The following is a 25,128-nucleotide window of genomic DNA, read 5'->3' as shown; positions in this document are numbered from 1 at the left end:
TTAAAATTTTGCGCAAAGGTAATCAAAAAATATAGATTCTACAAATTTTTAACTACCTTTGCACCGTAAACGCAAGCCCATGAACATCAAGCAAGCACAATTTGTCGTCTCCGCCCCGACGGTGTCGAAGTGTCCCGGCGATACGAAACCCGAGTTCGCATTCATCGGCCGCAGCAATGTGGGCAAGTCGAGCCTCATCAATATGCTGTGCAATCACAAGGGATTGGCCAAGACTTCGGCTACACCGGGCAAGACGCTGCTCATCAATCACTTCATCATCAACGGCGAGTGGTACCTCGTGGACCTGCCCGGCTACGGCTATGCCAAGCGTTCCAAGACCGTGCAGCAGCAGTTGGACCGGATGATACACTCGTACATGCTGCAGCGCGAGCAGCTCACTTGCGTCTTTGTGCTCGTTGACGTGCGCCACGAGCAGCAGCTCGTGGACCGCGAATTTGTGGACTGGCTGGGGGCCAGCGGCGTGCCCTTTGCCATCATCTTCACCAAGGCCGACAAGCTGGGCCGCGTCAAGGCGCGCGACAATGCCGAGGCATGGATGAAGTTGCTGCACAGCACCTGGGAGGAGCTGCCGCCTTATTTCATCACCAGTTCGGAGAAGAAGACCGGCCGCGACGAGGTGCTCGACTACATCGAGGGCGTCATCCGCGACGTGAGCAACCCAAAGACGATGTGATGGCACCCTATTTGGACGTACAGAATCTGACGAAAACCTTTGGCGCGCAGGTGCTTTTCGAGGGTATCAACTTCTCGGTGGGCGAGGGCCAAAAGGTGGGGCTCGTGGCGCGAAACGGCACGGGAAAGTCCACCTTGCTCGAGATAATCGCCGGCCACGAGGGCTATGACGGGGGTGCCATCATCTTCCGCAACAACATCCGGATGGGCTATCTCGACCAGACTCCACGCTTCGATCCCGACGAGAGTGTCATTGACGCGTGCTTCAACCACCGGGGCGACCCCGAGCGGGTGCTCCGCGCACGCCAGATCCTCACCCAGCTGCACATCACCCGACTCGACCAGCCCATGCGCGAATTGAGCGGCGGACAGCAGAAGCGCGTGGCCCTGGCCAACGCCCTGATAACCGAACCCGACTTCCTCATTTTGGACGAACCCACCAACCATCTCGACCTGGAGATGATTGTTTGGCTCGAGGGATACCTCTCGCGCTCCACGCTCACGCTGCTCATGGTGACCCACGACCGCTACTTCCTTGACCGTGTGTGCAACCTCATCCTTGAGCTCGACGACCACACCATCTACACCTACCGCGGCAACTACAGCTACTACCTGGAGAAGCGGCAGGAGCGCATTGACAACCGGCGGGCCGAGGTTCAGCGCGCCAACAACCTCTACCGCACCGAGCTGGAGTGGATGAGGCGCATGCCCCAGGCCCGCGGGCACAAGGCGCGCTACCGCGAGGAGGCCTTCTACGAGCTGCAGGCCAAGGCCACGCAGCGCATCGAAGACCGGCAGCTGAGGCTCAAGGCGGGCGGCGTCTACATCGGGTCGAAGATATTCGAGTGCCAGTATGTGTCCAAGAAATTCGACAACCCGGGTGGCGACGACAAGGTGATACTGGACAATTTTTACTACAACTTTGCCCGGTTCGAGAAGATGGGCATCGTGGGAAACAACGGCACGGGCAAGTCCACCTTCGTGAAGATGCTGCTCGGCATCGTGCCCCCCGACGGCGGACGCTTCGACATTGGCGAGACCGTGCGCTTCGGATACTTCTCGCAGGAGGGCATGAAGTTCGACGAAAACGACAGGGTGATCGACGCCGTCACCGACATTGCCGACTACATCGACCTGGGCGGCGGCCGCAAAATGACGGCTTCGCAGTTCCTCAACCACTTCATGTTCGAGCCCGAACAGCAGCACAACTACATCTATAAACTCAGCGGAGGCGAGCGGCGCAAGCTCTACTTGTGCACCGTGCTCATGCGCAACCCCAACTTTCTGGTGCTCGACGAACCCACCAACGACCTCGACATCCAGACGCTGCAGGTGCTCGAGGAGTATCTGCAAGACTTTCCGGGCTGCGTCATCGTGGTGAGCCACGACCGTTATTTCATGGACAAGGTGGTGGACCACCTGCTGGTGTTCCAAGGCGAAGGCGCGGTGCAGGACTTCCCGGGCAATTACACGCAGTACCGCGAGTGGAAGGCGCTGCAGAGCCAAGCCGACGCGGCCGAGGCCGCCAAGGCCCCCAAGCCCTCCAAGGCCCCGGCCGGCGAAGAGCGGAGAGAGCGCTGCCAAGACGCGCGCCGCAAGCTGACGTTCAAGGAGAAGCGCGAGTACGAGCAGCTCTCGCGCGACATCGAGGCCCTCGAGGCCGAGCAGAAGCAAATCGAGGACGCGCTCTGCAGTGGCACGCTCACCGTGGAACAGATCACCGACATGAGCCGCAGGCTGCCCCAGGTCAAGGAAGCCCTCGACGAGAAGGGCATGCGCTGGCTGGAGCTCGACGAGCTGGCTTAATCACCCCGACGGCATGGCACGCACGTCTCTACTCCTCCTGGCCCTGGCCCTAACGCTCGCCGCCGCGGGCCGCGAACGCCCCGACACGGCCCTGCTGCACCGCATCTTCGACTATGCCGCCACCGTCGACACCACCCGTGCGGCCGACACGGCCGAGTATGCCTACACGCGCTTCCGCCTCAGCGTGGACCGCAAGAACCCCACGCTGATGCTCGTTCCCACCGTCTATGCCATCGCGCACAGCGGCCAGCGGCAGTACGTGGGCGAGACCTACAGCCGCATCACCATGCCCAGCTTCGGCCGCTACGAGTCGCAGCAGTTGCTGCACGTCACCACCGTGCCCCGCCGCCACCGCACGATGACCACGATGCTGCGCTACCTCACCCCCCACGTCTACGGCGAGACGCTCTTCGAGAACGCGCTGCTCTCGCCCTTCCACCGCGCCAACCGCCGGTTCTACCGCTACCGGGTCACCTTTCTGCTCAACGGCACGGCCCGCGTCAATTTCACGCCCCGCCGCCGCAACACGCAGCTCGTGGGCGGCCAGGCCCTCGTGGACTACTACACGGGGCGCATCATCCGTTGCTCGCTCACGGGCGAATACGACATGGTCAACTTCTGGATCACCCTACAAATGGGCGCCGAGGGTTGGCGCACGCTACTGCCCGCCCGCTGCGACCTGCGCACGCGCTTCCGCTTTATCCGCAGCAAGGTGAGCGGCCGCTTCACGGCTTTCTACGGCCTGCCCCGCGTGTTGACCGACACCATCGCCAACGAGGACGACATGGAGCTGATGTGCCGCGTGCGCCCTGACACGCTCGACTACGACGCCCTCGCGCTCTACGGCACCATGGCCGCCCGCCGCATGGCCCGCGACTCGGCCCTCGCCCGCCGTCCGCCCGAGGCCCGCCGACCCAATCTGGCCCGCAAAATCCTGTGGGACATCATCGGCGACAACATGCTCAACCGCGTGAAAAGCAACTTCGGCATCAACAATCAGGGCTACATCCGTCTCAACCCCATCCTCAATCCGCTCTACATGGGCTACGACCACCACCGCGGATTCACCTATAAATTCGACCTGCGCATGAGCTATCAGTTCGGCCCCAACAGCGAACTCTCCACCCGGCTCAAGGCGGGCTACGCTTTCAGGCAGAAGCAGTTTTACTTCCGGCTGCCCCTTTACTATTACTTCGATAAGCGACGCAACAGCTACTTCAAGCTCGAGGTGGGCAACGGAAACCACATCCGATCGCTCTCCGTGCGCCGCGACATCGAGCGGCAGTATCCCGACACGGCGGGCCTGGGGCTGCCCGATTTCGGGCTGCTCCACGAGTTCCGGCAGACCGACACCCGGCTGATGGTCAACATCAACCTGTCCGACCGCCTGGGCTTCCAGCTCGGCACCCTGTTCCAGCGGCGCGAGGCCGTCCACCGCGAAGCCTTCCGTCGTCTGGGCCGCGCGGGCGTCTACCACTCGTTCGCCCCCATCGTGGAGCTGCAATACCGGCCCTGGGGCTGGCGGGGTGCCGTGTTCACGGCCGACTACGACCGAGGTATTCGCGGCGTCATGGGCTCCAACACGGACTACGAGCGCATGGAGTTCAACGGTGAATACATCCACCGACTCAACCGCCTGCAGTCGTGGCAGATGCGCGTGGGCACGGGCTTCTACACGCGCAAGGACGCGCGCGGCTACTTCCTCGACTACGAAAACTTCCGCGAGAACAACATCCCCGGCGGCTGGAACGACGACTGGAGCGGCGAGTTCGAGCTGCTGCGCAGCGACATCTACAACACTTCGGCCTACTACGTGCGGGCCAACGCCACCTACGAGAGTCCGCTGCTGCTGCTCAGTTGGCTGCCTTGGCTGGGCCATTACATGGAGATGGAGCGCGTGTATGTGTCGGTGCTCGACGTCAAGTCGGTGCATCCTTACGTCGAGCTGGGCTACGGATTCACCACCCGCCTCTTCTCCTGCGGTGTCTTTGTAGGCAGCGGACAGGGTAGCCGCGTCTTCGGTTGCAAGTTCGGCTTCGAGCTCTTCCGGCGGTGGTAAGGGCGTGGTTTCAGACAAAACAACATGCTTTGGATGTGGCTTCGCAGAGGGTTTTTAGACATAGTAACAGAATAACAAATAGGCTTCGTGGTGGGTTTTTAGACATAACAACATATTGAACACATGGCTGCGCTCCGCAACTGCCCTACTCGCAAAGGGAATAACTTCCACCGCGAAGCTTATTTGTTATTCTGTTACTATGTCTTTAAACCCACCGCGCCAGCCTTATGTTCAATATGTTGTTCTGTCTAAAAACCCACTGCGCAGCCACATCCAAAGCATGTTACCATGTCTATCTCTCTGTTGCCCTGTCCCAACTACGGTTGGCGGCCATAGAAATGGGCGTAGTTGAAGAAAGGCTGGGTCACGGTGTCGGTGCTGCTGGCCGTATAAGTATTGCCGTAAGGGTCGACGGCCTTGACGAAGACCACCGACGACGCACGCCGCGGCACATAATAATAAAGGTGGTTCATGATGAGGTAGCCGTTCTTCTTGCTCACGAACCAGTAGCTCACCGACTGGCTGTAACGGTGGTGATAGCCCGTGGCAAAGGCGTCCTGGCCCAGCGAACTGATGCGCGTCATGGGGTGTTCCACGCCGTTTTCCATGGCCACCACCCGCCAGCGCGAGTCGGCATTGAACACATTGGCCACCAGCACGCCCGCCCCACGCGCCAGGTTCCAGTCGGCGGCGTAGCTCTCTTCGTTGAAGTTTGTGCCGGCGCGGAAGAGCGACATCTGCCGCGTGCGCTCCCAGCGCGTGCCCTTGTAATAGGCATTGGCCAGGGCCGTGCCCTCGAAACTGTAGACGTAGTAGCCGTTGGGCGTGCCGCAGATGTTGATGTTCGACTGCCAGATGTTGCCGCAGGCCGCCGCGTGGCAGTGCTCCATGAGGTGGCGGCCCTCGTAGTCAATCTCGTGGTTGAGGGCGAAGTGGGTGTGCCCGCAGAAGAGTTCCGCGCCGCCCTCGAAGCCGTCGACCAGCTGCAACAGCTCCCCGAGGCGCGACGAGGAGTAGTGGCCCTGCTCCGTCGCGATGCCCAGCGGCTGCGCCCCCTCGGCGGGCCGGTTGCCCAAGGTGAGGGGGATGTGGTAGCAGAGCACCACCTTTTTGCGCTTGTCGGCCAGCTCCAGGTCCTGCCGCAGCCACTCCATCTGCGCGTCTGAGAGCTCTCCGGGCTGGTAGTAGAGGCTGCCGTGGTAGAAGTTGCAGTCGTTGAAGCACACGTAGTGCTCCTCGCCGCGGTCGAAGCTGTAGTCCGTGGGGCCCCAGTTTTCCTCCCATTTTTGCTTGTACACCCGCTTGCCGTCCTGGTCGTGGTTGCCGATGACGGAGAACACGGTCATGTCTGCCGACCCCAGCGCCGTGCGTATCTGGCGCTCCAGCGAGGCGTTGTAGCCGCCGTAATACTGCACGTCGTCGCCCATCGAGAGGCCGTAGACGGGCGTGCCCGGGGGCAGTTCGGCGAGCGTCTGGCGGATGTCGGCCATCGTCTCGTCGGTGAACCGCGCCACGTCGCTCTTCTTCACCGGGTTGTCGTCGGGGCCTGTATAGTAGGGGCTGAAAGCGTTGGTCACCTGCGGGTCGCCGATGACGATCATGCGATAGGCCGTCTCCTTGCCGCCGGGCAGGCGGGTGAGCGTGAAGTCGTACACCGAGTCGCCCTCCACAATCGGCCGGTAGCAGCACGCCGTGCGGTCGGCGTCCGAGTGGGTGGGCACGCGGCAGTCGGCCGGAACGGTGTAGTAAACAAAGCGCGCCTTGGGCTTGCGGCGCAGAGCGTAGCGGCCCATCGAGTCGGTGAGTGTGCATTCGTAGCTGTCGCTCACCACCACGCCGGGCATCGGCGTGCCGGTGGAGTCGGTGAGCGTGCCGCGTATCGAGTCCACGGCCAGGGTGCGCACGCGGCGCAGCGAGTCGGCCACGAAGCGGGCGCGTGCCGCCGAATCGGCCAGGGCCACGCGGCGGGCGATGGAGTCGGCCCGTGCCTGCGCCGCCTTGCGCCGCCCCTGTTCCACCATCGAGACCACGCCCATGCTCGCGAGGGCCAGCACCACGAGCAGCGTGGCAGCCAAATATATCTTGTTCGGTTTAATGTCTTGCATGCGAAAAATGATTGGAATCCAGATTCGGGAACGCCCCCGGACTTCATCCGCAACAAAATTATGAATTTATTCCGAGACGCTCGACAGACTGCCATATCTTTTTAGAATATCCCACAAAATCTATAAATGATTGGGCCGAAAACGCGTGGTTCACAAATAAAAATGCTATTTTTGTGGGCTGTTAACATATAGATTCATCGAGCAAAAGAGATTTATGGCAAAAGCGAAACCCTTTATCAAGTGGGTGGGCGGCAAGGGACAGCTCATCGGGCAACTGGACAAGCTGCTTCCGGCGGGCTTTGACCGCTGGGCCGACGTGACGTACATCGAGCCCTTCGTGGGGGGCGGGGCCATGCTTTTCTATATGCTACAACGCTATCCCAATATCGGGCGCGCCATCGTGAACGACATCAACCCCGATCTTTCCACATGCTATTGCACCGTGCGCGACGAGCCGGAAGCCCTGATTGCCGCCCTGCAAGCCATCGAAACGGCCTATCTGGCCTTGCCAGACGAGGCCGAACGCAAGGCCTATTACCTGGACATCCGGGCACGATACAACCAAAAAGGCCTCTCTCCCGTAGCCAACACGGCATGCTTCATCTTCCTGAACCATACCTGCTTCAACGGTCTGTACCGCGTGAACAAGTCGGGGGCCTTCAACGTTCCATTCGGCCGCTATGCGCATCCCACCATCTGCGATGCCGGCACCATCCGGGAAGACAGCCAGCTTTTGCAACGTGTGGAGATATGCAATACCGACTTTGAGCAAACTTTCGAGGCTGCCCAAGGACACACGCTGTTCTATTTCGACCCTCCTTACCGGCCGTTGAGCGACACGTCCAGCTTCAACGACTACACCAAAGAAGCATTCAACGACGACGCCCAGATACGCCTCAAGCTATTCTGCGACAAGGTGGACGTTGCCGGATTCCACTTCATGCTCAGCAATTCGGACAGCAAAGGGCAGGACGAAACCACCGGCTTCTTCGACATCCTGTACGCCCGATACCAGATTGAAAGGGTATGGGCCGCGCGCAGTGTCAATGCCAATCCCAGCAAGAGGGGCAGACTGACGGAGATACTGGTCCACAATTACCGGCAGACAAGAGCTATGGCCCACGGAGAATCCTTCGGACGGCCGTCTCCCTATGTCTCCAATCACATTGCATAATATGGCCAAGGATTTTTCTCTTTTCATGTCTCAGCTTCAAGAGACTAACCAGACGCTGGACTTCTTCTGCGACTTCAAGAAGATTGCCCGCAACGTTGACGACATCAAATTGAGCCTCTGCATGCTGAACAGTCTCATCGGCAGCAAGGATCTTCGCAAGAGCGTTGAGACCATCTGGAAGCGCGACAAGTCGGCCTTTGCCGTCATGGACATCCTGATAGCCGTGCGCAGCGGAGGCGGGAAAGTTGTGCTGGATGCACGGGGACAGTGCGTGGTTGTCGAACGTTTCTTTGAGAGCGTGGACGGTGTTATGGCATTTCTGGAAGGCACCGGACTGGCCCGTATCTTCATGGACGGGGTGATTAAGGACCTCGTGGACTATGTGTTCGGCATCGAAACAGGCCTTGACACCAACGCCCGCAAGAACAGAAGCGGGCACGTGATGGAACGGAGGGTGGCCGATTTGTTAGGACAAAACCACATCAACTTCCGCCAGGAGGTCTACTCCAGCGAGTGGCCCGACATCACCAAAGCACTGGGCGACGACGAGAAACGATTCGACTTCGTGGTCGAAACCCAGGCTGTGACCTATCTCATCGAGGTAAACTTCTACAGCAGTGGCGGATCCAAACTGAACGAAGTAGCCCGTTCCTATTCTGACATTGCACCCAAGATCAATGCCGTGCCGGGCTTCGAGTTTGTCTGGATTACGGACGGTGTGGGCTGGAAGTCGGCCCGAAACAAGTTGCAGGAGGCCTACGGCATCATTCCACACATCTACAATCTGACCAACATGGCCGACTTCATTCGCCAGCTCTCCACGTCCAACCCATAGCGGCACACAGCCACAACACCAGCCTGCACACGTTTATGATAGTCCCATTCTACAAATCCCGGACCAGCGATTTTCTCTTGGCCCAAGGCGACAGCCTTGAATTGCTCAAGGCGTTCAACTTTAAATTCGACATGATTTTTGCCGACCCGCCCTACTTTCTCTCCAACGGGGGCATCTCGTTGCAGAGCGGAAAAGTGGTGTGCGTGGACAAGGGCGACTGGGACAAAGGCCGCACCCCCGAAGAGATGACGGCTTTCAACATGGAGTGGCTGCGGCTCTGCCGCGACAAACTCACGGACAACGGCACCATCTGGATTAGCGGGACGTACCACAATATCTTCTCCGTGGCCAACAGTCTGACCGCTCTTGGCTACAAGATTCTGAATGTGGTAACGTGGCAAAAGACCAATCCTCCAGTCAACATCTCATGCCGCTTTTTCACCCATTCCACGGAGTTCATCGTGTGGGCACGCAAGTGGCCCAAGAAGCCGCATCGGTTCAACTACGAACTGATGAAGCATATTAACGGCGACAAACAGATGACAGATGTGTGGCGGCTCCCGGCCATCGGCCGGTGGGAAAAGTCGCAGGGCAAGCATCCTACCCAGAAACCGCTGAGCCTGCTCACGCGCATCGTCCTGGCATCCACCCAGCCCGGCGACTGGGTACTTGACCCTTTCAGCGGCAGTTCCACCACGGGCATCGCTGCCAATCTCTGCGGACGACGGTTTGCGGGCATAGAGCAGGAGGAAGAGTTCTGCCAGATGTCCAGGGCAAGACGTGAGGAAATAGACATGCTGGAGGCCAGAAACAACCTTGTCAGGCACATTCCCGACCTCCGGGAATGCATCCTTGACCACCTTGTTTGCGAAGACACACCATGCGGCGGCTATCTGCCTTTCACACGATAACCCCTTCTTCACCAAATCATCACGCCGTAAACGCGTTGCCATGACGCCGTAATCGCAGCGTGAAAACGGCGCAAACGCAAGGCCGTCACGGCGCAATCGCAGGGCGAGGGCCGGGAGGCCGCCATGCTACACCCCGTCGTCGTCCTCTTCTTGCTGCGTGTCCGACTCGGTGTCGAGCCGCGTGTCTTTGAACACGGTGACGTTGCCGAAGTTGTCGATGCGCAGCACCAAGGGCACGTATTCGTCGCTCGACTTGTCGGGGTTGCCCACGCTCGCGGCGAAGAGCAGACGGTTGCCGCTGGCCCGAACAAAGACAATGCCCAGCAGGGCGCCGTCGCGATAGCTGGCGTCGTCCACGTAGTCGCGGAAGAAACTCTTGGTGAACGAGCGGCTGAAAAACTCGGAGCCGTCGGCCCGGACGATGCGCAGACGGATGCGGTTATCGTAGTAACGCGTTGCGCCGTCGCTGGCCAGGGGCAGCGAGTCGTCGGCCGCGAGGCTCGACTCCACGGTGTATTTGTTGCCCATCCACGCCACGGGGCGCGTCTGCGTGTAGTCGCCCATCTTGTGGATAGTGGGCTTGCGGGCCGCAGGGGCCGGCTTTTTGGTGATGATGATGGTGTCGGTCTTCTTCTTGGCACAGGAGGAAACCATGACGAGGGTGAGGCCCATGAGGCCTATTGCGAGTAGTCTTTTCATTGCGTTTTCGTTGTGTTTCCCAGGCGGGATGTGTGCAAAGTTAAGCAAAAAGATTGAAAACGGGCCGCGAAAACGGCAAAAAGGCATGCACGGTTCAGGCTGCACGCGCCGCGAAAGCTGAAAGTACGGACATCAAAGTGCAAGGCACACTCCTCCCCCGGCAGGCCGCACGCGCCGCGAAAAGGCCCGGCCGGAGTTAAAAAATGGGACGACGACGGAAGATTCTGCGTTTTTTTACTAACTTTGCAGCACATTTAAGCAAACCCGCAAACCGCCATCCGCCCATGTTCCACCGTCTCCTCCTCCTCGCTCTGCCGGCCCTGCTGCTGCTCACCGCCTGCAGCCGGTGTGGCGACGGCTCCGGCCGGGAGGGCGCGCCGGCGGCCACAGACACCGTGCCGATACTGGTGATGCAGATACAGAAGTGCTCGCGGCTCTACAGTTCGGAGTACCAACTGCACAAGATCGTCACCTTCGGCGACACGCTTGCCCTGAGCGGCTCGCTGCTGCAACATCGTTTCAAGATCAACCTGCCCGTGGGCCAGCGACGCGTGGCTATCCCCCTCACGGCCACGGTCAAGGCTTACGTGGACATGGGGCAGCTGACGGAGCGCGACATTCGGCGGCGCGGACGCCGCATCGAACTGGTGCTGCCCGACCCGCAGATAGAGCTCACCGCCACGCAGATAGACCACGACGCCGTGCGCCAGAGGGTGTCGCTGCTGCGCAGCCGCTTCTCCGACGAGGAACTGACACGCATCCAACAGCAGGGCCGGGAGGACATTATCCGCTCGCTGCCACGGCTGGGCATCGTGGAGAATGCGCGTCAGAACGCGGCCCGCCAGCTTATCCCCATCGTGGCCGGAATGGGTTGGCGGCCGGAGGATGTGACCGTCACGTTCCGCAAGAAGTTCACGCCCGCCGACCTCGCGGGCCTCATCCGCAAAACCGAATAGCCATGGCCGCACTGCCGGGAAAACTCCTGCGGGCCCTCTGGGCCTCGACACGCACCACGCGCATCGCCGTAGTGGCCACGGCTACGACCGTCGCCATCGTGCTGGGCGCGGCCGCCTGGTGGCTGCGCGGCACACATGTGGGGCTGTCGCATACGAGCCGCATCGACATCACGCCCGTGCAGATAGAGCGCATACGCAGCATCGGCGAGTGGGAATTTCTCTCCATCAGCGACGAGGAACTGGTGGACACCGTGCGCCACGGCTTCTTCGGCGACGACGGTCTGGCCCGCATCTACTACGGCACGCTGCGCCTGGGCATCGACCTGGGCGAGGCGCAGGAGGGCTGGATACGGATGGATCACGACACGGTGAGCGTGACGTTGCCGCCCGTGCGCCTGCTCGACGAGCGTTTTCTCGACGAGGCCCGCACGCGTTCTTTCTACGAAGACGGCCGCTGGACCGAGGCCGACCGCGCCCGGCTGACGCGCCGCGCCGAGGCGGCCATGCGCGACCGCTGCCTCACGCCGGCCAACATCGCCAGCGCCGAACGGCAGGCCTCCGCGCAGATGAGCCAGTTGTTGCGGGCCATGGGCTTCGCGCAGGTGCGCGTAAGGTTCGCTCCGCGCGACGGCAAAAAATAACCGTCCGCCCAGTGACGGCCATAGCCGGGCCCGGGCGGACGGTCTGCGGGGCACGGCGGCAATGGCCGGCCGCCGCGATGCTACTTCTTCTCCTTTCTCTTTTTCTCGCTGCTCTCCCGGTATTTCAGTATCATGGGCACAATCTTCCTGTAGATTTTCCGGTCGCCGCGGATGCGCCGGATGAGCAGCTCGCAGGCGGCAACGCCCTGCTCGTGGGCCTGGTCCATGATGGCCGAAAGGGTCGGCGTGACAAAGGCGGCGTTGTCGCCGTCGGTGAATCCGATGATGGCCACGTCCTCGGGAATGCGCAGCCCCAGGCTCTTGATGGCGTCGAAGGCGGCGTAGGTCAGGATGTCGTTGAAGGCAAGAATGGCATCCGGGCGGTCGGGAAGCTGCAGCAGGGCGACGGTGGCGCGGCGGGCCACGTCGAAATCTATCCTGTCGCACACCACGAGCTCGCGGTCGATGGGGATGCGCTCCTCGCGCAGGGCCTGCAGGTAGCCGTGCTTGCGCCGCTTCACCATGTCCAGATGGTTGGGCCCTCCGACGAATGCAATGCGCCTCGCGCCGCCCTCGAGGAGGTGCCGTGTGGCGTCGTAGGCGGCCACATCGCCGTTGCCCACCACCTGCGAAAAACGGTCGGGCAGACAGGTGCGGGCGAAGAACACGAGCGGCATGTCGGCCTCGGCGAGCATCTCGTAGTGGGCGTAGTCGATGGTGTCCTGCGCCAGACAGGCGATGATGCCGTCCACATGGAGCGAGAAAAAATTGTCGACGGCACGCTCCTCGAGCACGTGGCTCTCGTGGCTGTTGGCCGAAAACACGGAGTAACCGTTGCGTGAAGCGTAGTCCTCGATGCCGTCGAGCACCGAGGCGTAGTAGTGGGTCACGAGGTTGGGAACGATGACTCCGATGATGCGGGGGGCCTCCTTGCGCAGGCTTTGGGCGAAGGGGTTGGGCCGATAGTTGCGTGCCTGGGCCAGCGCCTTGACGCGTTCCTGCATCTGTTGGCTCACTTCGTGGCTGCCATGAAGCGCGCGCGACACCGTGGCCATACTGACGCCGAGCTCCGCGGCCAGGTCTTTGAGGGATGTGCGATGCTGTTTCACGGGCGAAAAAGTGGGGTTGACCAATGAAAAAATTGGGTTTGACCGTCAGTTTTCGGCAAATTTACGCAAATTGTCGGAGCCCCGCAAACGTTTACGTTGCTTTTTCGCCGCCGTGCGACAAGATTTGCAACGAATAGCCTTATCTTTGCAGCATATTTTGTATATAACAATGAATAGTTGATAATAAGTTAGTAAGAAAACAACGAGCCAGAACCGTCGGGAGACAGTTCTGGCTTTTTTGGTTGCGCCGCGGGGCGGCGGCCCGGGGGCGACGGGGCCGAAGCGGCGGCGGCAGGGCCGCCCTGCGGCCTTCGTCTATCGGTCTTGCTGCAGCACGCAGCGGGCGGCAAGCTGGCTGCGATCCACGACGACGAGGGCCATGGGACGCATGGTCCACGACATGTTGCGCTCGCCCACGCGCAGCGTGTAGTGCAGCGTCAGGGTGTCGCCCTCGCGTGTGAGCCGTCCGGGCACCACCTCGGTGTAGTCGTTGGTGAGGGGCAACACGATGCCGATGACAAACTGCCGCGCAAAGTCGACGGGCGTGGGCTGCCCGTCGGAACCCATCACGGCGGCCGCGCCATAGAGGCGGTCGAACTCGGTCTGCGTGGTCACCACGGGGCTGGAAGGCAGTTGCGCGTCGTTGTTGAAGAAGTAGTGGCGGGCTTCGCTGTAGGCCACGCTGCCGGCTGCAGCGGCCGTTCGCGTGCGGTGGCAGGCGCAGCTCCACAGCAAGCAGAGGGCGGCGAGGGCCACGGCATGGCGCATAGCCGTTCTCATGATTCTTGCATCGATGTTCATATCCGGTAAACGCGTGGCCCGGCAAAACCTTGCACGGCGTGCGAAACTTTTCTCCCGGAACGGGCAAACTGCGGGGCCGGCGGCGTGATTTCGGCGGTTTCGCTTGCGTTTCTCGGCAAAAAGCTATAATTTTGCAGGTAAATTCGGCCCTCTGCGGCCTTTCATAACAGACCAATCAACATGGGAATACTATCCAAAATCTTCGGCAACAAGCAGCTGGAAGAGAAGACCGGTGGCATGCAGGACTACATGACGCTCGTGCGTGTCTACTTCCAAGCCTCGATGGCTGCCCAGCTGGGCATCACCAATCTGGCCATGCTGCCCGACCTGCGCATGTTTAAAACCACCCTCCGCGTGCCCACGCAGAACAACAAACTCGGTGTGGGCGAGAAGGCGCACTGCAAGAAAATGATGCACGAAATCTACGACACGGACGACGGCTTCTTCAAGGAGATAGACCAAAGTGTCCGCAAAAACTGCAAGAAACTGCAGGATGCGCAGGTGTATCTCGTGCAGTTCCAGAACTTTTCACAGGACTTGATGATGCTCATCGGCAACCTGATGAAGTTCAAGCTCCGCGTGCCCGCCATGTTCGGAAAGGTGATTTACACCATGACCGAGAAGACCGTGAGCGACATTTTCACCAAGAACAACTTCTCGGATGCCGGCACCGTCAAGACGGTGATGGGCATACGGCAGTACAACCAGCGGCTGGGCTTCTCGCAGCAGTGGGTCACCAACTTCGCCTATCGGGTGGTGATGCTGGCCAAGAAAGAGCCCACCCCCGCGCAGCAACAGGAAGAAGCCGCCCGGAAAGGCCAGAAGAGATAGGTTCCGGGACAGGCCGCCGCACCCTTGGCATGCGGTACCAAAATGTAGGCCGGGGGTAAAGATTTCAGCGTTTTTGCTTGCAAATCTCGCCGAAAAAACATAAATTTGCAGAAAATTGAATCGTCATGGACGCCAATGAGAAGCTCATCAGCACGTTCGCTACCCGTGTAAGGCAGATGATTCTCCAGTATCACGAGGTGAAGCAGGAGAATGTAGAGCTCTACGCTATGGTGGACGAGCGCGACGGCCGCATCAGGCAACTGGAGGCTCAGCTGGCTCAAACCCGTAACGATTATGCGTCGCTCAAGATGGCCAAGATGCTCGAAGTGACCGACGGCGACTTGGAAACGGCCAAGAAACGAGTGGCCAAGCTCATTCGAGACGTTAATAAATGCATCACCCTGCTGAGTGAAAAATAACAGCGCGATGGCAGAAGCAGACCCGAATACAATCAAAATACGGTTACATATCTACGATACAGAGATCAGCGTCACGGTGCCCCGTGACGAGGAAGCACTGTATCGCAGGGGAACTAAACTCATCAATGAACTCCTCAACGCCTACTTTTCCAACTTCAAAGGCAGGAAAGGCGACAAGGAGATTACCTATTTTGCGATGATAGACCTTGCGTTGAGGCTGGAACGCCAGCTCCTGCGCAACGACACCAAACCCTATGATGATATTCTCTCGAAGCTGACGTCCGAAATCGAATCCGAGCTGACACAGAAGTGACGCGCGAACAAGAGAATATGAATAACCAACTAACAATACAGCATTCATGATAGCAACAGCGATTGTGGCCCTGACAGCCCTGGTTGTCGGAGGCCTTGGAGGCTATGGCCTCTTTCGGTATGTGATGACCGGCAAATATAGGCAGATGATGGCGGCGGCCGAAAAAGACGCCGACGTGGTCAAGGAAAAGAAGCTGCTCGAGGTGAAGGAGAAGTTTCTGAACAAGAAGAGCGAGCTCGAAAAGGAGGTGCAGCAGCGCAACCAGAAGATACAGCAGAGCGAGAACCGACTCAAGCAACGCGAGATCTCCCTCAACCAGCGGCAGGAGGAACTGGGCCGGCACAAGCAGGAAGTGGAGCAGGAGCAGGTGCGAATAGACAATGAAAAGAAGCTCCTCGCCTCGCGACAGGCCGAGCTCGAGAAGATGCAGGACCAGGAACGGGCCAAGCTCGAGGAGCTCTCGGGCCTGAGTGCGGAGGAGGCCAAGAACCGACTCGTGGAGAGTATGAAGGACAAAGCCAAGATGGACGCTGCCAGCTACATCAACGAAATGATGGACCAGGCCAAGCTCGACGCCACCCAACAGGCCCGCAAAATCGTGATACAGACCATCCAGCGCGTGGCCACGGAGACGGCAATAGAGAACTCTGTGAGCGTGTTCCACATTGACAACGACGAGGTGAAAGGCCGCATCATAGGTCGCGAGGGCCGCAACATCCGCGCCCTGGAGGCCGCGGCCGGCGTGGAAATCGTGGTCGACGACACGCCGGAGTCCATTGTTATCTCGGCTTTCGACCCCGTGCGCCGCGAGGTGTGCCGCCTCGCCCTGCACCAGCTGGTGGCCGATGGCCGCATCCATCCCGCCCGCATCGAGGAGGTGGTGACCAAAGTGAAGAAGCAACTCGACAATGAAATCATCGAGACCGGCAAGCGCACGGCCATCGACCTGGGCATCCACGGTCTGCACCCCGACCTTATCCGCATCGTCGGCAAGATGAAATACCGCTCGTCCTACGGGCAGAACCTGCTGCAGCACGCCCGCGAAACGGCCAACCTCTGCGCCGTCATGGCAGCCGAGCTCGGGCTCAACCCCAAGAAAGCCAAGCGCGCCGGTCTGCTCCACGACATCGGAAAGGTGCCCGACGAGGAGAGCGAACTGCCCCATGCACTGCTCGGCGGCAAGATGGCCGAGAAGTACAAGGAGAAGCCCGACATCGTGAACGCCATCGCAGCCCACCACGACGAGGTGGAGATGCAGACGCTTCTGGCCCCCATCGTACAGGTGTGCGACGCCATTTCGGGCGCACGGCCCGGTGCACGACGCGAGATTGTCGAGGCCTACATCAAGCGGCTCAACGACCTTGAGGCCATCGCCATGAGCTATCCAGGCGTTACCAAGACCTACGCCATACAGGCAGGGCGCGAGCTCCGCGTCATTGTCGGCGCAGATAAGATGAACGATGAGGACAGCACGAAGTTGAGCAACGAGATCGCCGAGAAGATACAGAACGAGATGACCTACCCCGGACAGGTGAAGATCACCGTCATCCGCGAGACCCGCTCCGTGGCCTACGCCAAGTAAACGGCGGTCCGAACCAAGCAGAAACCTCAGGGCCCCGCATGTAATTGCATGCGGGGCCCTGAGGTTTTAGCATTAATTAACCACGTCGGGGCACAATTGTTACCCGTCCGCAAGGCCCGCAACCCCTACCTTTGTACGCAGAATCCAAACTCTACAGACATGACAAACAGCATGAAAGACCATCTCCCACAGATTGAGATGGCAAAAATGGAAGCCCTCTACCAGATAGAAGCACAGTACGAATCGGGCCGCCTCACGCTCGAAGAGGCCCGCCGACAGCTCGCCGAGCGCGTGGGCAGGCTGCGCCCCTACCACCTGGCCTACATGGAGCAGAACCTCAAAAGCGGCGACGCCGACGAGTGCATCCGCGTGGATATGCGCAAGACCATGCAGCTGCTCGACGGCTTTATGGACAACAGCCGCCCGGAGTTGCCCGCCGACCACCCGCTCACTCACTACTACAGCGAGAACGAAGAGATGCGCCGGCTACTGCTTGCCGTGGAGGATCTGGTGCAGTATCCGATGATTAAGAACCAGTGGCTCGAGCTCTACGACCGGCTCAAGCTCTACCCCATACACTACGCCCGCAAGCAGAATCAGCTCTACCCGCTGCTCGAGCACAAGGGATTCGACCGCCCCACTACCACGATGTGGAACTTCGACGACATCGTGCGCGACGAGATACGGCGGTCGCAACAGCTGCTCGCGGGCGACACGCCCGAGGAGGATTTCATCGCCCTGCAGCAGGAACTCGTGGCCCATTGCCGCGACCTCATGGAGAAAGAGGAGACCATTCTCTACCCCACGGCCCTGGCGCTCATCACTCCGGCCGAGTTCGACGACATGAAGAGCGGCGACCAGGAGATAGGCTTCGCCTTCATCACCGTGGCTCCCGCACCTGCCGCCACCCCCTCCACGACCCCGGCCGACGGTGCGGCCCCCGCACCCGACGGCCTTGCCCGCGACCTGCAGGCCCTGCTGGGCAAGTACGGATACGCCGCCGGCGGCGACACGCAGCTGCTCGACGTGGCCACCGGCAAGCTCTCGCTGGAGCAGGTGAACCTCATCTACCAGCACCTGCCAGTCGATATTTCGTTCGTCGACGAGAACGAATTGGTGAAGTTCTACTCGGACACCGACCACCGTATCTTCCCCCGCTCAAGGAACGTCATCGGCCGAAAGGTCGAGAACTGCCACCCGCGCAAGAGCGTGCACGTGGTGAAAGAGATCGTCGCGAAGTTCCGCTCGGGCGAGCAGGACAAGGCGGAGTTCTGGATCAACAAGCCCGGACTTTTCATCTACATCGTCTACGTGGCCGTGCGCGACAAGGAGGGCCGCTTCCGCGGAGTGCTCGAAATGATGCAGGACTGCACCCGCATCCGCGAGATGCAGGGCTCGCAGACCCTGCTCACGTGGAGCAATGGGGAGGCCGGCACTGCCCCAGACCCTGCTCCGGCGGCCGCCGACACTGCTGCTTCGGGCCCCGCCGACACTGCCTCTGGCCCTGAAGACGCGGGCACCTGCCCCGAAGACACCGCCGGGAACGACATGGAGATTACAGGTTCCACCCGGCTGAAGACGCTCTTCGGCCGCTACCCCAACCTGAAAAAGAACCTCGTGGCTGCCGTTCCGCAGTTCAAGATGCTCGACTCGCCGCTGGGCAAGCTCATGCTCCAGCGTGTCACGGTAGGCATGGCAGCCGAGCGTTCGGGCCTCGGCGAGGACAAACTCATCAAGCTCATCCGCGAGTCGCTGCGATGACCGAGGGTGATTTTTAGACATAACAACATATTAAACATAAGGCTGCGCGGTGGGTTTAAAGACATAGTAACAGAATAACATGTTCGCTGCGCGGTGGGTATGAGTTTTGACGTAGGGGTCGGCCTTTGTGCCGGCCCTACGTTTGGAACAAACGTTCAGGGGTCGTGACAATGGGAATATTAGGAACTGGCCGTGCAGTATATGGGTCGTGGCAATGAGAATGTGCTGCTCGATGAATGTTCTGACGGGCATGCGGGCCGACACAGAGGCCGACCCCTACGTCAAAACTCATACCCACCGCGCAGCCTTATGTCTAATATGTAGTTCTGTCTAATCCCTCATCGCGTAGCCAATATGTTATTCTGTTACTATGTCTTTAAACCCACCGCGCAGCCATATCCGCAGCATGTTGGTTTGTCCACCGCCGGGCGGGAGGTTATTCTGTCTTTTGCAGCAGGTCGATTTCGACGATGCGCAGTTCTGTCCTGCCTTTGGCCGATGCGGTGCGGTCGAGTTCTCCCGTGGCCCCGCCGGCCAGTTCCTTGATTTCTCCGAACTTCGTGCTGTCCCGGCTGGGCCCCAGCATCCTGATGGTGAGGCTGCGGCTCTTCACGCCCCGCGGGATGTCGATGTGCACATAACCCAGTGTTGCGTAGGTCCAGCCCTCCCACACCTTCTGCCGGCCGGCGTAGATGGCGAGCGGATACACCTTGTTGCGCCAGCCCGTGAGCTTGAGCACCACCTCGTCCACACGGGCCGGATGGGCGAGAGTGAACGTGGCCCACGCGTTGGCGGGCGTGCCGTCACTCTTCCATTCCGACAGCTCGTTGTCGTCAATGGCCTTTAGAGCGTCGGCGGCGTTGGAGCCCACCTGCACCGAGGCCACGTCGAGCGTGCGGCGAACGTCGCGGCATGACGGTGTGGCGGGCGTCTCGCCGCGGTCGAGGCAGAGCGGCAACGCCAGCCCGGGATTGTAGGAACTCACGCCCTCACGGGTGTCGAGGGCCGTGGTGTGCAGCTCCAGCGTGACGGGTTTCAGTCCGTCGGCCAGGGCGTGGAGGGTGATGACGCCGGGCGTTGGGGTGGAGCGCACGAGCACTCGGTTCACTCCACACTCCACGGGCAGGCTGAGTTCGCGGATGTAATTGCCGAAGGCCGACGTGGTGGCAGGCCCGTCGAGCAGTCCCGGCCGGCCTTGACCGGTGGCGGCGGAGCCGTTGGGCCGGGTCGTCGGGCCGCTAGCCGTGTGGGCGGGAACCGCGGCATCGTCGTTGGTGCAGGGGCCGACGGGGCGCGCGATGCCGCCCAGCCACTCGCCCTCGCCGCTGAGACTGAAGTTCACCATGCGGTTGTCGAGTGGGCAGCGGCGGCCCTCGGCATCGACCACTTCCACCTGAACGAGGGCCATGTCGGCCCCGTCGGCCTTGAATCCGAGGGGATTGCCGATGACGGTGGCCCGCAGATGGTCGGCGGGGCCGGCCGTCTCGATGGTGTGGCGCGCCACCACCCGACCGTCGCGGCGGCTCACGGCCTCCAGACGGCCCGGCTCGAAGGCCACGCTGTCCACGGTGAAGAGATACTCATGGCTGCGTCGGCCGTGGCCTATGCTACGGCCGTTGACGAGCAGTTCCACGTCGTCGCCGGTCGAGACCACGTAGACCGGCTTCACCGTGCCCGGTTCGTAGTTCCAGTGTCCAATGATGTGGGTGCCGTCGTGCTCGGGCGTCACCCATCCGTTCCACATCACCTGGTGGGCGAAGAACGCGTCCTTGGGAATGCGCATGGCGTCTGTAACGCCCGACGTGCGGTAGTTGGCCTCGCCTCGGAAGTGAGTGTTCGTGTCCGAAAACACAATCTTCGCCCCGCCGCTGTTCACGCGCCGGCCCGTGCCCGGCCGGTCCACGAAGTAGTCGTGCCAGCGTTCCACCATGCCGCAGGCCAGCCGGTCCTGGTTGTGGTTGTAGTCGGGCGCGGGCGCGCCACGGTAGAGCGGCCCTGCGCCCTCGCGGTGGAAGGGGTAGCTGTAGTCGTCCCAATACTTGCGAAGCCCCTCGTCACGGTAGTATTCCATCTGCCAATAGGGCTTGCCTTTACTCTTGTTGACGTAGAGCATTTCGCCGCCATACTCGGCCTCGTCCACGTCGAGCATCTCGCGGCTGCCGATGGCCCGTCCGCCGTGTGGGTCGTAGCGGTCGCGCAGCCGGCGCAGCTCGGCCATGTGTTCGGGCGAGATGCTCTCGTTGCCGCCCTCGTAGAACAGGATGGACGGGTTGTTGCGGTTGTAGATGATAGCGTCGCGCATGAGCTCCACGCGCTGTTCCCAGCGGCGTCCCGTCACGTCTTTCTCGGCGTCGCCGGCGGGCATGGCCTGGATGAGCCCCACGCGGTCGCAGCTCTCCACGTCCTGTTTCCAGGGCGTGACGTGCATCCACCGCACCAGGTTGCCGCCCGACTCCACCTGCAAACGGTTGCTGTAGTCGGAGAGCCAGGCCGGCACACTCATGCCCACGCCCGGCCATTCGTTGCTCGTGCGCTGGGCGTAACCGTGCATCATGATGATGCGGTCGTTGAGCCAGATGCGGCCCTCGGCGAAGCGTGTCTTGCGGAATCCGGTGCGCACGACGTGGTCGTCCACGGGCGTTCCGTCGTCGTCCATGAGGCGTGTGGTGACGGTATAGAGGTAGCCGTAGCCCCAGCTCCAGAAGTGGGCGCCGGTCAGCCGTCCCTCGGCGGCGACGTTGCAGGTCTCGCCCGGCTGCATGGTGACGCGGCGGCCGCCGAAGCGGGCCACGGTGCGGCCGTCCTTGTCGGCCACCTCGCAGCGGTAGGTGAACGAGCGTGGACGGTCGTCGTCGTTGCGCACCTGCGACTCGGCGTGCAGCGTCACGGCGTGTCCGGCGATGTCGTAGTCGGTTCCATAGATGTAGACACCCGTGGTCCGGAGGTTGCTGTAGAGGGGCAGCGTCTGGTAAAGGCGGTCGGTTTCGTGGAGCCACACGTTCTTGGGGATGCCGCCGTAGTTGGCGTTGAAGTTGCGGTCGTTCCACTGATAGGGGCTGCCCGAGGAGCGTTCGTGGTACCGCCACGAGCTGTCCACCCACACGGCAATGACGTTTTCGCCCTCGTGCACGTAGGGCGTGAGGTCCCATCCGCTGGCCATCACGCCGTTTTCGGTGAGTCCCAGCCGATGCCCGTTGACGTAGACCTCGGCCCCGAAGCGCACGCCCTCGAACTCGACAAAGAACTTTCGGCCCGCGACGGCCCGCAGACGGAAGTGCTTGCGGTACCACATGGTGGTGTCGCTGAGTTGGTGGATGGGTCGGCGGAAGGCCTCGGCCTCGTTCCAGGCACGTGGCAGCGTGACGCGCTGCCACGTGTGGTCGTCGTAGTCGGGGGCCTCGGCCCCCTCGGCGGGGCCCAGCCGGAGCAGCCATCCGCTGTTGAAATTGAGTTTCTGCCGCCCGGCGGCGCGGGTGCCCAGGCCGGCCGCAGCCAGCACGAGCAGCAGGAGCAGGTGTTTGATGTGCATGTTTCAGTGAGTTTGTTTACGGTGAATGATGCGGCCCAAACAAGGGCTTTGCCGTGGCCCGGACTGCCCGTAACGGCAGCTTTTCGGGCCCGGCGTTGCCGCGTCAGTTGCCGTCGGGCTTGATGATTTGGTAGACGGGGGCGTTGTACCAGCGGAAAGCCCGCCAGTCGTCGGGCCGTGCGGGGTCGTAGTCGTGCCAGTCAGGGCGCAGCTGCGAGGCCATGGGCAGCCCGAGTTGCTTCATTCCCATGACCACCATCTTGGCAATCTCGTAGGCGCCGTAGGGATTGAAGTGGGTGTTGTCGGCCAGTGCTTTCTCTTGTCCGGGGAAGGTATGGGGCGGATAGTGCACGAGTGCGCGCTTGGAATCTTCCTCGCCCAGGGTCTCGAAGAACGTGCGCGTCATGTCGTGCAGCTCGATGAGGGGCACGCCCTCGCGCCGTGCCACGGCCCGCATGGCGTCGGGATAGTCGCCGTGGGTCTCGACGATGCGGCTGCCCTCGAAGCGTCGCCGTTGCGTGGGCGTGAGGAAGACGAGGTGCCCGCCCCGGCCGCGCACCTGGTCGACGAAGCGTTTCAGGTTGTACGAGAAGTTGTACCACGCCCCCGAGCCGGCCGCGCGCTCTTTCTGATCGTTGTGTCCGAACTCGCAGCACACGTAGTCGCCGGGCCGCATCATGTCCAGCACCTTGTCCAGACGGTTGGCTGCAAGGAACGTGCCGGCCGTGAGCCCGCTCTCGGCGTGGTTGGAAACGGCCACGCCGGGACCGAACCATCGCGGTATCATCTGCCCCCAGCTGGCCCACGGTTCCATGTTTTGATCGACCACGGTGGAGTTGCCGCAGAGGAAGACGGTGCGGACCGTCGTGTCGCGTTCGATGCGCAGCCGGTTCACGGCTGGGGCGGGGCCGTTAAACTCCAGCGTGAGGCGGTCGTCCCAATCGAGGTAGTCGCGCTCGCGCTCCTTGAGCTTCACGCGCCCGTTGTCGCCGATGGCGGGCGACCGCTTGTTCACCACAAAGCACAGCTCGCGCAGCTCGCCGCGGCGCGTGGGCGTGGCCTCGGCCATGAGGCGGCGGCTCTCGGCGCGCACCACGGTCAAGGCAGCCTTGCGCCGCGAGCCAAGGGTGAGGGTGACGCGGTAGTTGCCATCGGGCACCCTGACCGAGAAATAGGCCGGGCGGCCCAGCCCGTTGCGGCTCTCGGCAGCGGTGGGCGCGGGGGCGTATTGCAGCATGTCCCAGCCGTAGCCCCGCGCGTCGGAGTAGGCGGGCTGGGGTTGCGTCATGTCGAAGTCGAACTGTTGGGCCCCGGCCGCGAGCGTGGCCGCGAGGCAGAGGGCCGAAAGGAGAAGTCGTTTCATGGGGTATGGGTGATGGGGTCGGGGTTCAGCGTTTGGTGTTTTTAGGGTTTTTAGGGGTCTTGGCAGCGGCGGCCGGGGTGTCGGGCAGCCGCTCGCCGTTGACGGTGAGACCCCTGACCACGGTGCCGGGGATGAGCGTGGGCGAGAAGGCGCGGGCCTCGTCGGTGACGGTGACACGGTCGAAGGTGAAGTCGCGCAGCGCGTATTTGTCCGACGTGCCCACGTCGAAGAAGTTGCGGCACGCCATGTTCACGTTGCGCAGGGTGATGTTGTTGCAGCGCGACAGCGGCATGTCGGCACGCTCCTCGCGCTTGTAGAACTGTGTCCAGGGGCGCACCACGAGGAACGACTTGGTCTGTCCCGTGACGTTTTCCACCGTCACGTATTCATAGTGCTGGGGTGTGTCGGGGCGCATCTTGAGCCAGAGCACGCGGCTCACGCTGCCCGCCTCGATGTTGCGCAGGATGATATTGCGGTTCTCGATGCTCTCCGAGCCCAGCGTCATGCAGCCGTGCACGGTGCCGTAGCGGCAGTTCTGCACGATGATGTTGCGGTTGGCCCCGTTGTCGGGGTTCTTGTCGGCATAGGTTCCCTTGCCTCCCTTGAGGGCGATGGCGTCGTCGTTCACGCTCATGTAGCAGCCGTTGACGAGCACGTCGCGGCACACGTCGATGTCGATGGCATCGGTGCTGGGGCCTTTCACGCCCTCTGTGGGCGAGTAGATGTGGCAGCCGAGGTACTTCACGCGCTCGCATTTGTAGAGGTGGTTGGTCCAGAACGGGCTGTTCTGCAGCCGCAGCTGCTGCACCGTCACGTTCTTGCAGCGCGAGATGTAGACCAGCCGCGGCCGCTGCTCGTCCTTGTTGGTGCACTGCCGGTTCCACTCGCGCCGCAGCCAGAACTGCCGCCAGTAGTGGTAGCCGTTGCCGTCGATGGTGCCGGGCCCGGCCATGACAAAGCCGTCGATGGAGTCGGCATTGACCAGAGCCGTGTAGTACCGGCACGTCTCGCCCTCGATGCGCGTCTGCTTCAAATCGAAGTCCTCGATGCGCGAAGAGCCCTTGAGGCATCCGCCCTCTTCGACGAGCAGGTGGGTGCCCTGGCGGAAGTAGAGGCTGCCCGAGACGAATGTTCCGCGCGGCACCACCACCACGCCGCCGCCCTCGCGCGCGGCGCGGTCGATGACGGCTTGCAGGGCGCGCGTCTGCACGCGCAGGGTGTCGGGGCGGCAGCCGTAGTCGGTCACCACGTAGCGGCGGCCCAGCGTGGCCACGTCCACGGCCGTGGTGTCGTCGAACCAAGCGTCGATGGGGGTGCCGTCGGGCCAGAGCTGCGGTTTCTGCCGGGCCTCTGCGCCCAGGCAGGCGAGGAGCATGAGGGCTCCCAGGAGGATTTGTTTCATAGTGTTTGGTGTATCAATGAGTTTGTTTTTAGAGTGGATTCAGGTAGCGTGCCCGGCCCGGGTCGGCACGGCGTCGCGACGCGGGCCGGGCAATGGCGGCGTGGGGGCCTTGCGATGGCGCCGTAACGGGCCTGCGATT

Annotated in this window: 20 protein-coding genes; 13 read left to right on the top strand and 7 right to left on the bottom strand. The window is 61.6% G+C overall.

Annotated features, from left to right (window positions below; translation table 11 throughout):
* The first annotated feature begins 79 nt into the window (after positions 1-79).
* From yihA to L888_RS0112695, 3 genes are read left to right on the top strand one after another with little or no spacing between them, the layout of a single operon-like run.
* Positions 80-694 carry a ribosome biogenesis GTP-binding protein YihA/YsxC gene (gene yihA / locus L888_RS0112705; protein WP_005847026.1) on the top strand — a complete coding sequence of 205 codons (615 nt, stop codon included), beginning with the start codon at positions 80-82 and terminating at the stop codon, positions 692-694.
* Positions 694-2,499, top strand: coding sequence for an ABC-F family ATP-binding cassette domain-containing protein (locus L888_RS0112700; RefSeq protein WP_027953159.1), 1,806 nt, complete (start codon positions 694-696; stop codon positions 2,497-2,499). Before yihA ends, L888_RS0112700 begins: the two co-directional genes overlap by 1 nt.
* A 13-nt stretch (positions 2,500-2,512) precedes the next feature.
* Positions 2,513-4,558 (top strand): DUF5686 family protein, encoded by a 2,046-nt coding sequence (locus L888_RS0112695; protein WP_005847022.1) that lies wholly within the window; start codon positions 2,513-2,515, stop codon positions 4,556-4,558.
* Between the two features lie 317 nt (positions 4,559-4,875).
* Here L888_RS0112695 and L888_RS0112690 read toward each other — a convergent pair whose 3' ends face one another.
* A complete protein-coding gene (locus L888_RS0112690) occupies positions 4,876-6,663 on the bottom strand; it encodes a calcineurin-like phosphoesterase C-terminal domain-containing protein (protein ID WP_027953158.1) in 1,788 nt (595 codons plus the stop codon).
* 214 nt (positions 6,664-6,877) lie between these two features.
* Between L888_RS0112690 and L888_RS0112685 the strand changes: the two genes are divergently transcribed.
* The 3 genes from L888_RS0112685 to L888_RS0112675 are packed head-to-tail and all read left to right on the top strand — an operon-like array spanning position 6,878 to position 9,583.
* Entirely contained in the window at positions 6,878-7,837 is a 960-nt protein-coding gene (locus L888_RS0112685; protein WP_027953157.1) for a DNA adenine methylase, read from the top strand.
* A gap of 1 nt (position 7,838) precedes the next feature.
* Complete coding sequence (locus L888_RS0112680) at positions 7,839-8,672, top strand: type II restriction endonuclease (protein WP_027953156.1); 834 nt, start codon at positions 7,839-7,841, stop codon at positions 8,670-8,672.
* Between the two features lie 35 nt (positions 8,673-8,707).
* Complete coding sequence (locus L888_RS0112675; protein ID WP_052323312.1) at positions 8,708-9,583, top strand: DNA-methyltransferase; 876 nt, start codon at positions 8,708-8,710, stop codon at positions 9,581-9,583.
* A 126-nt stretch (positions 9,584-9,709) separates the two neighbouring features.
* Here L888_RS0112675 and L888_RS0112670 read toward each other — a convergent pair whose 3' ends face one another.
* Positions 9,710-10,282: a DUF4738 domain-containing protein gene (locus tag L888_RS0112670; protein WP_027953154.1), complete on the bottom strand. Its 573-nt coding sequence runs from the start codon at positions 10,280-10,282 to the stop codon at positions 9,710-9,712.
* Between the two features lie 284 nt (positions 10,283-10,566).
* Here L888_RS0112670 and L888_RS0112665 point away from each other — a divergent pair, with 284 nt between their 5' ends.
* Complete coding sequence (locus tag L888_RS0112665) at positions 10,567-11,238, top strand: DUF4230 domain-containing protein (RefSeq protein WP_027953153.1); 672 nt, start codon at positions 10,567-10,569, stop codon at positions 11,236-11,238.
* 2 nt (positions 11,239-11,240) lie between these two features.
* Positions 11,241-11,879, top strand: a complete 639-nt coding sequence (locus tag L888_RS0112660) for a DUF4230 domain-containing protein (RefSeq protein ID WP_027953152.1) — start codon at positions 11,241-11,243, stop codon at positions 11,877-11,879.
* An 80-nt stretch (positions 11,880-11,959) separates the two neighbouring features.
* Here the strand turns inward: L888_RS0112660 and L888_RS0112655 are convergent, their stop codons facing one another.
* Positions 11,960-12,988: a LacI family DNA-binding transcriptional regulator gene (locus L888_RS0112655; protein WP_027953151.1), complete on the bottom strand. Its 1,029-nt coding sequence runs from the start codon at positions 12,986-12,988 to the stop codon at positions 11,960-11,962.
* A gap of 315 nt (positions 12,989-13,303) precedes the next feature.
* Complete coding sequence (locus L888_RS0112650; RefSeq protein ID WP_044249496.1) at positions 13,304-13,768, bottom strand: hypothetical protein; 465 nt, start codon at positions 13,766-13,768, stop codon at positions 13,304-13,306.
* 201 nt (positions 13,769-13,969) lie between these two features.
* Here L888_RS0112650 and L888_RS0112645 point away from each other — a divergent pair, with 201 nt between their 5' ends.
* The 5 genes from L888_RS0112645 (at position 13,970) to L888_RS0112625 (ending at position 18,695) form a co-directional block, all read left to right on the top strand.
* Positions 13,970-14,620, top strand: a complete 651-nt coding sequence (locus tag L888_RS0112645; protein ID WP_027953149.1) for a hypothetical protein — start codon at positions 13,970-13,972, stop codon at positions 14,618-14,620.
* 125 nt (positions 14,621-14,745) lie between these two features.
* Entirely contained in the window at positions 14,746-15,039 is a 294-nt protein-coding gene (locus L888_RS0112640; protein WP_027953148.1) for a hypothetical protein, read from the top strand.
* A gap of 7 nt (positions 15,040-15,046) precedes the next feature.
* Positions 15,047-15,352 (top strand): cell division protein ZapA, encoded by a 306-nt coding sequence (locus L888_RS0112635; protein WP_005847001.1) that lies wholly within the window; start codon positions 15,047-15,049, stop codon positions 15,350-15,352.
* A gap of 46 nt (positions 15,353-15,398) precedes the next feature.
* Positions 15,399-16,934: a ribonuclease Y gene (rny, locus tag L888_RS0112630; protein WP_027953147.1), complete on the top strand. Its 1,536-nt coding sequence runs from the start codon at positions 15,399-15,401 to the stop codon at positions 16,932-16,934.
* A 159-nt stretch (positions 16,935-17,093) separates the two neighbouring features.
* Positions 17,094-18,695 carry a DUF438 domain-containing protein gene (locus tag L888_RS0112625; protein WP_027953146.1) on the top strand — a complete coding sequence of 534 codons (1,602 nt, stop codon included), beginning with the start codon at positions 17,094-17,096 and terminating at the stop codon, positions 18,693-18,695.
* 436 nt (positions 18,696-19,131) lie between these two features.
* On the opposite strand, the gene L888_RS0112615 is transcribed toward L888_RS0112625, so the two are convergent.
* The 3 genes from L888_RS0112615 to L888_RS0112605 form a co-directional block, all read right to left on the bottom strand.
* Entirely contained in the window at positions 19,132-22,224 is a 3,093-nt protein-coding gene (locus L888_RS0112615) for a glycoside hydrolase family 2 protein (protein WP_044249477.1), read from the bottom strand.
* 103 nt (positions 22,225-22,327) lie between these two features.
* The gene (locus L888_RS0112610; RefSeq protein ID WP_027953143.1) at positions 22,328-23,587 is read right to left on the bottom strand and encodes a rhamnogalacturonan acetylesterase; all 1,260 of its coding nucleotides are present in this window, start codon (positions 23,585-23,587) and stop codon (positions 22,328-22,330) included.
* Between the two features lie 25 nt (positions 23,588-23,612).
* Positions 23,613-24,989, bottom strand: a complete 1,377-nt coding sequence (locus L888_RS0112605; RefSeq protein WP_027953142.1) for a rhamnogalacturonidase — start codon at positions 24,987-24,989, stop codon at positions 23,613-23,615.
* Between the last annotated feature and the right edge of the window lie 139 nt (positions 24,990-25,128).

Origin of the sequence: Hallella seregens ATCC 51272, from assembly GCF_000518545.1 — a bacterium.
In the GTDB taxonomy this organism is placed as follows: Bacteria; Bacteroidota; Bacteroidia; order Bacteroidales; family Bacteroidaceae; genus Prevotella; species Prevotella seregens.
Note: the sequence above shows the minus strand (reverse complement) of the source record. Positions and strands in the feature narration are given on the sequence as shown.

What these genes read in the sequence shown, in the direction of transcription:
- L888_RS0112685 (WP_027953157.1), top strand. Translation starts at nt 6,878, where the DNA reads ATGGCAAAAGCGAAACCCTTTATCAAGTGGGTGGGCGGCAAGGGACAG.
- rny (WP_027953147.1), top strand. Translation starts at nt 15,399, where the DNA reads ATGATAGCAACAGCGATTGTGGCCCTGACAGCCCTGGTTGTCGGAGGC.
- L888_RS0112675 (WP_052323312.1), top strand. Translation starts at nt 8,708, where the DNA reads ATGATAGTCCCATTCTACAAATCCCGGACCAGCGATTTTCTCTTGGCC.
- L888_RS0112680 (WP_027953156.1), top strand. Translation starts at nt 7,839, where the DNA reads ATGGCCAAGGATTTTTCTCTTTTCATGTCTCAGCTTCAAGAGACTAAC.
- L888_RS0112605 (WP_027953142.1), bottom strand. Translation starts at nt 24,989, where the DNA reads ATGAAACAAATCCTCCTGGGAGCCCTCATGCTCCTCGCCTGCCTGGGC.
- L888_RS0112635 (WP_005847001.1), top strand. Translation starts at nt 15,047, where the DNA reads ATGGCAGAAGCAGACCCGAATACAATCAAAATACGGTTACATATCTAC.
- L888_RS0112625 (WP_027953146.1), top strand. Translation starts at nt 17,094, where the DNA reads ATGACAAACAGCATGAAAGACCATCTCCCACAGATTGAGATGGCAAAA.
- L888_RS0112665 (WP_027953153.1), top strand. Translation starts at nt 10,567, where the DNA reads ATGTTCCACCGTCTCCTCCTCCTCGCTCTGCCGGCCCTGCTGCTGCTC.
- L888_RS0112700 (WP_027953159.1), top strand. Translation starts at nt 694, where the DNA reads ATGGCACCCTATTTGGACGTACAGAATCTGACGAAAACCTTTGGCGCG.
- L888_RS0112695 (WP_005847022.1), top strand. Translation starts at nt 2,513, where the DNA reads ATGGCACGCACGTCTCTACTCCTCCTGGCCCTGGCCCTAACGCTCGCC.
- L888_RS0112660 (WP_027953152.1), top strand. Translation starts at nt 11,241, where the DNA reads ATGGCCGCACTGCCGGGAAAACTCCTGCGGGCCCTCTGGGCCTCGACA.
- L888_RS0112615 (WP_044249477.1), bottom strand. Translation starts at nt 22,224, where the DNA reads ATGCACATCAAACACCTGCTCCTGCTGCTCGTGCTGGCTGCGGCCGGC.
- L888_RS0112610 (WP_027953143.1), bottom strand. Translation starts at nt 23,587, where the DNA reads ATGAAACGACTTCTCCTTTCGGCCCTCTGCCTCGCGGCCACGCTCGCG.
- L888_RS0112640 (WP_027953148.1), top strand. Translation starts at nt 14,746, where the DNA reads ATGGACGCCAATGAGAAGCTCATCAGCACGTTCGCTACCCGTGTAAGG.
- L888_RS0112645 (WP_027953149.1), top strand. Translation starts at nt 13,970, where the DNA reads ATGGGAATACTATCCAAAATCTTCGGCAACAAGCAGCTGGAAGAGAAG.
- L888_RS0112690 (WP_027953158.1), bottom strand. Translation starts at nt 6,663, where the DNA reads ATGCAAGACATTAAACCGAACAAGATATATTTGGCTGCCACGCTGCTC.
- L888_RS0112650 (WP_044249496.1), bottom strand. Translation starts at nt 13,768, where the DNA reads ATGAGAACGGCTATGCGCCATGCCGTGGCCCTCGCCGCCCTCTGCTTG.
- L888_RS0112670 (WP_027953154.1), bottom strand. Translation starts at nt 10,282, where the DNA reads ATGAAAAGACTACTCGCAATAGGCCTCATGGGCCTCACCCTCGTCATG.
- yihA (WP_005847026.1), top strand. Translation starts at nt 80, where the DNA reads ATGAACATCAAGCAAGCACAATTTGTCGTCTCCGCCCCGACGGTGTCG.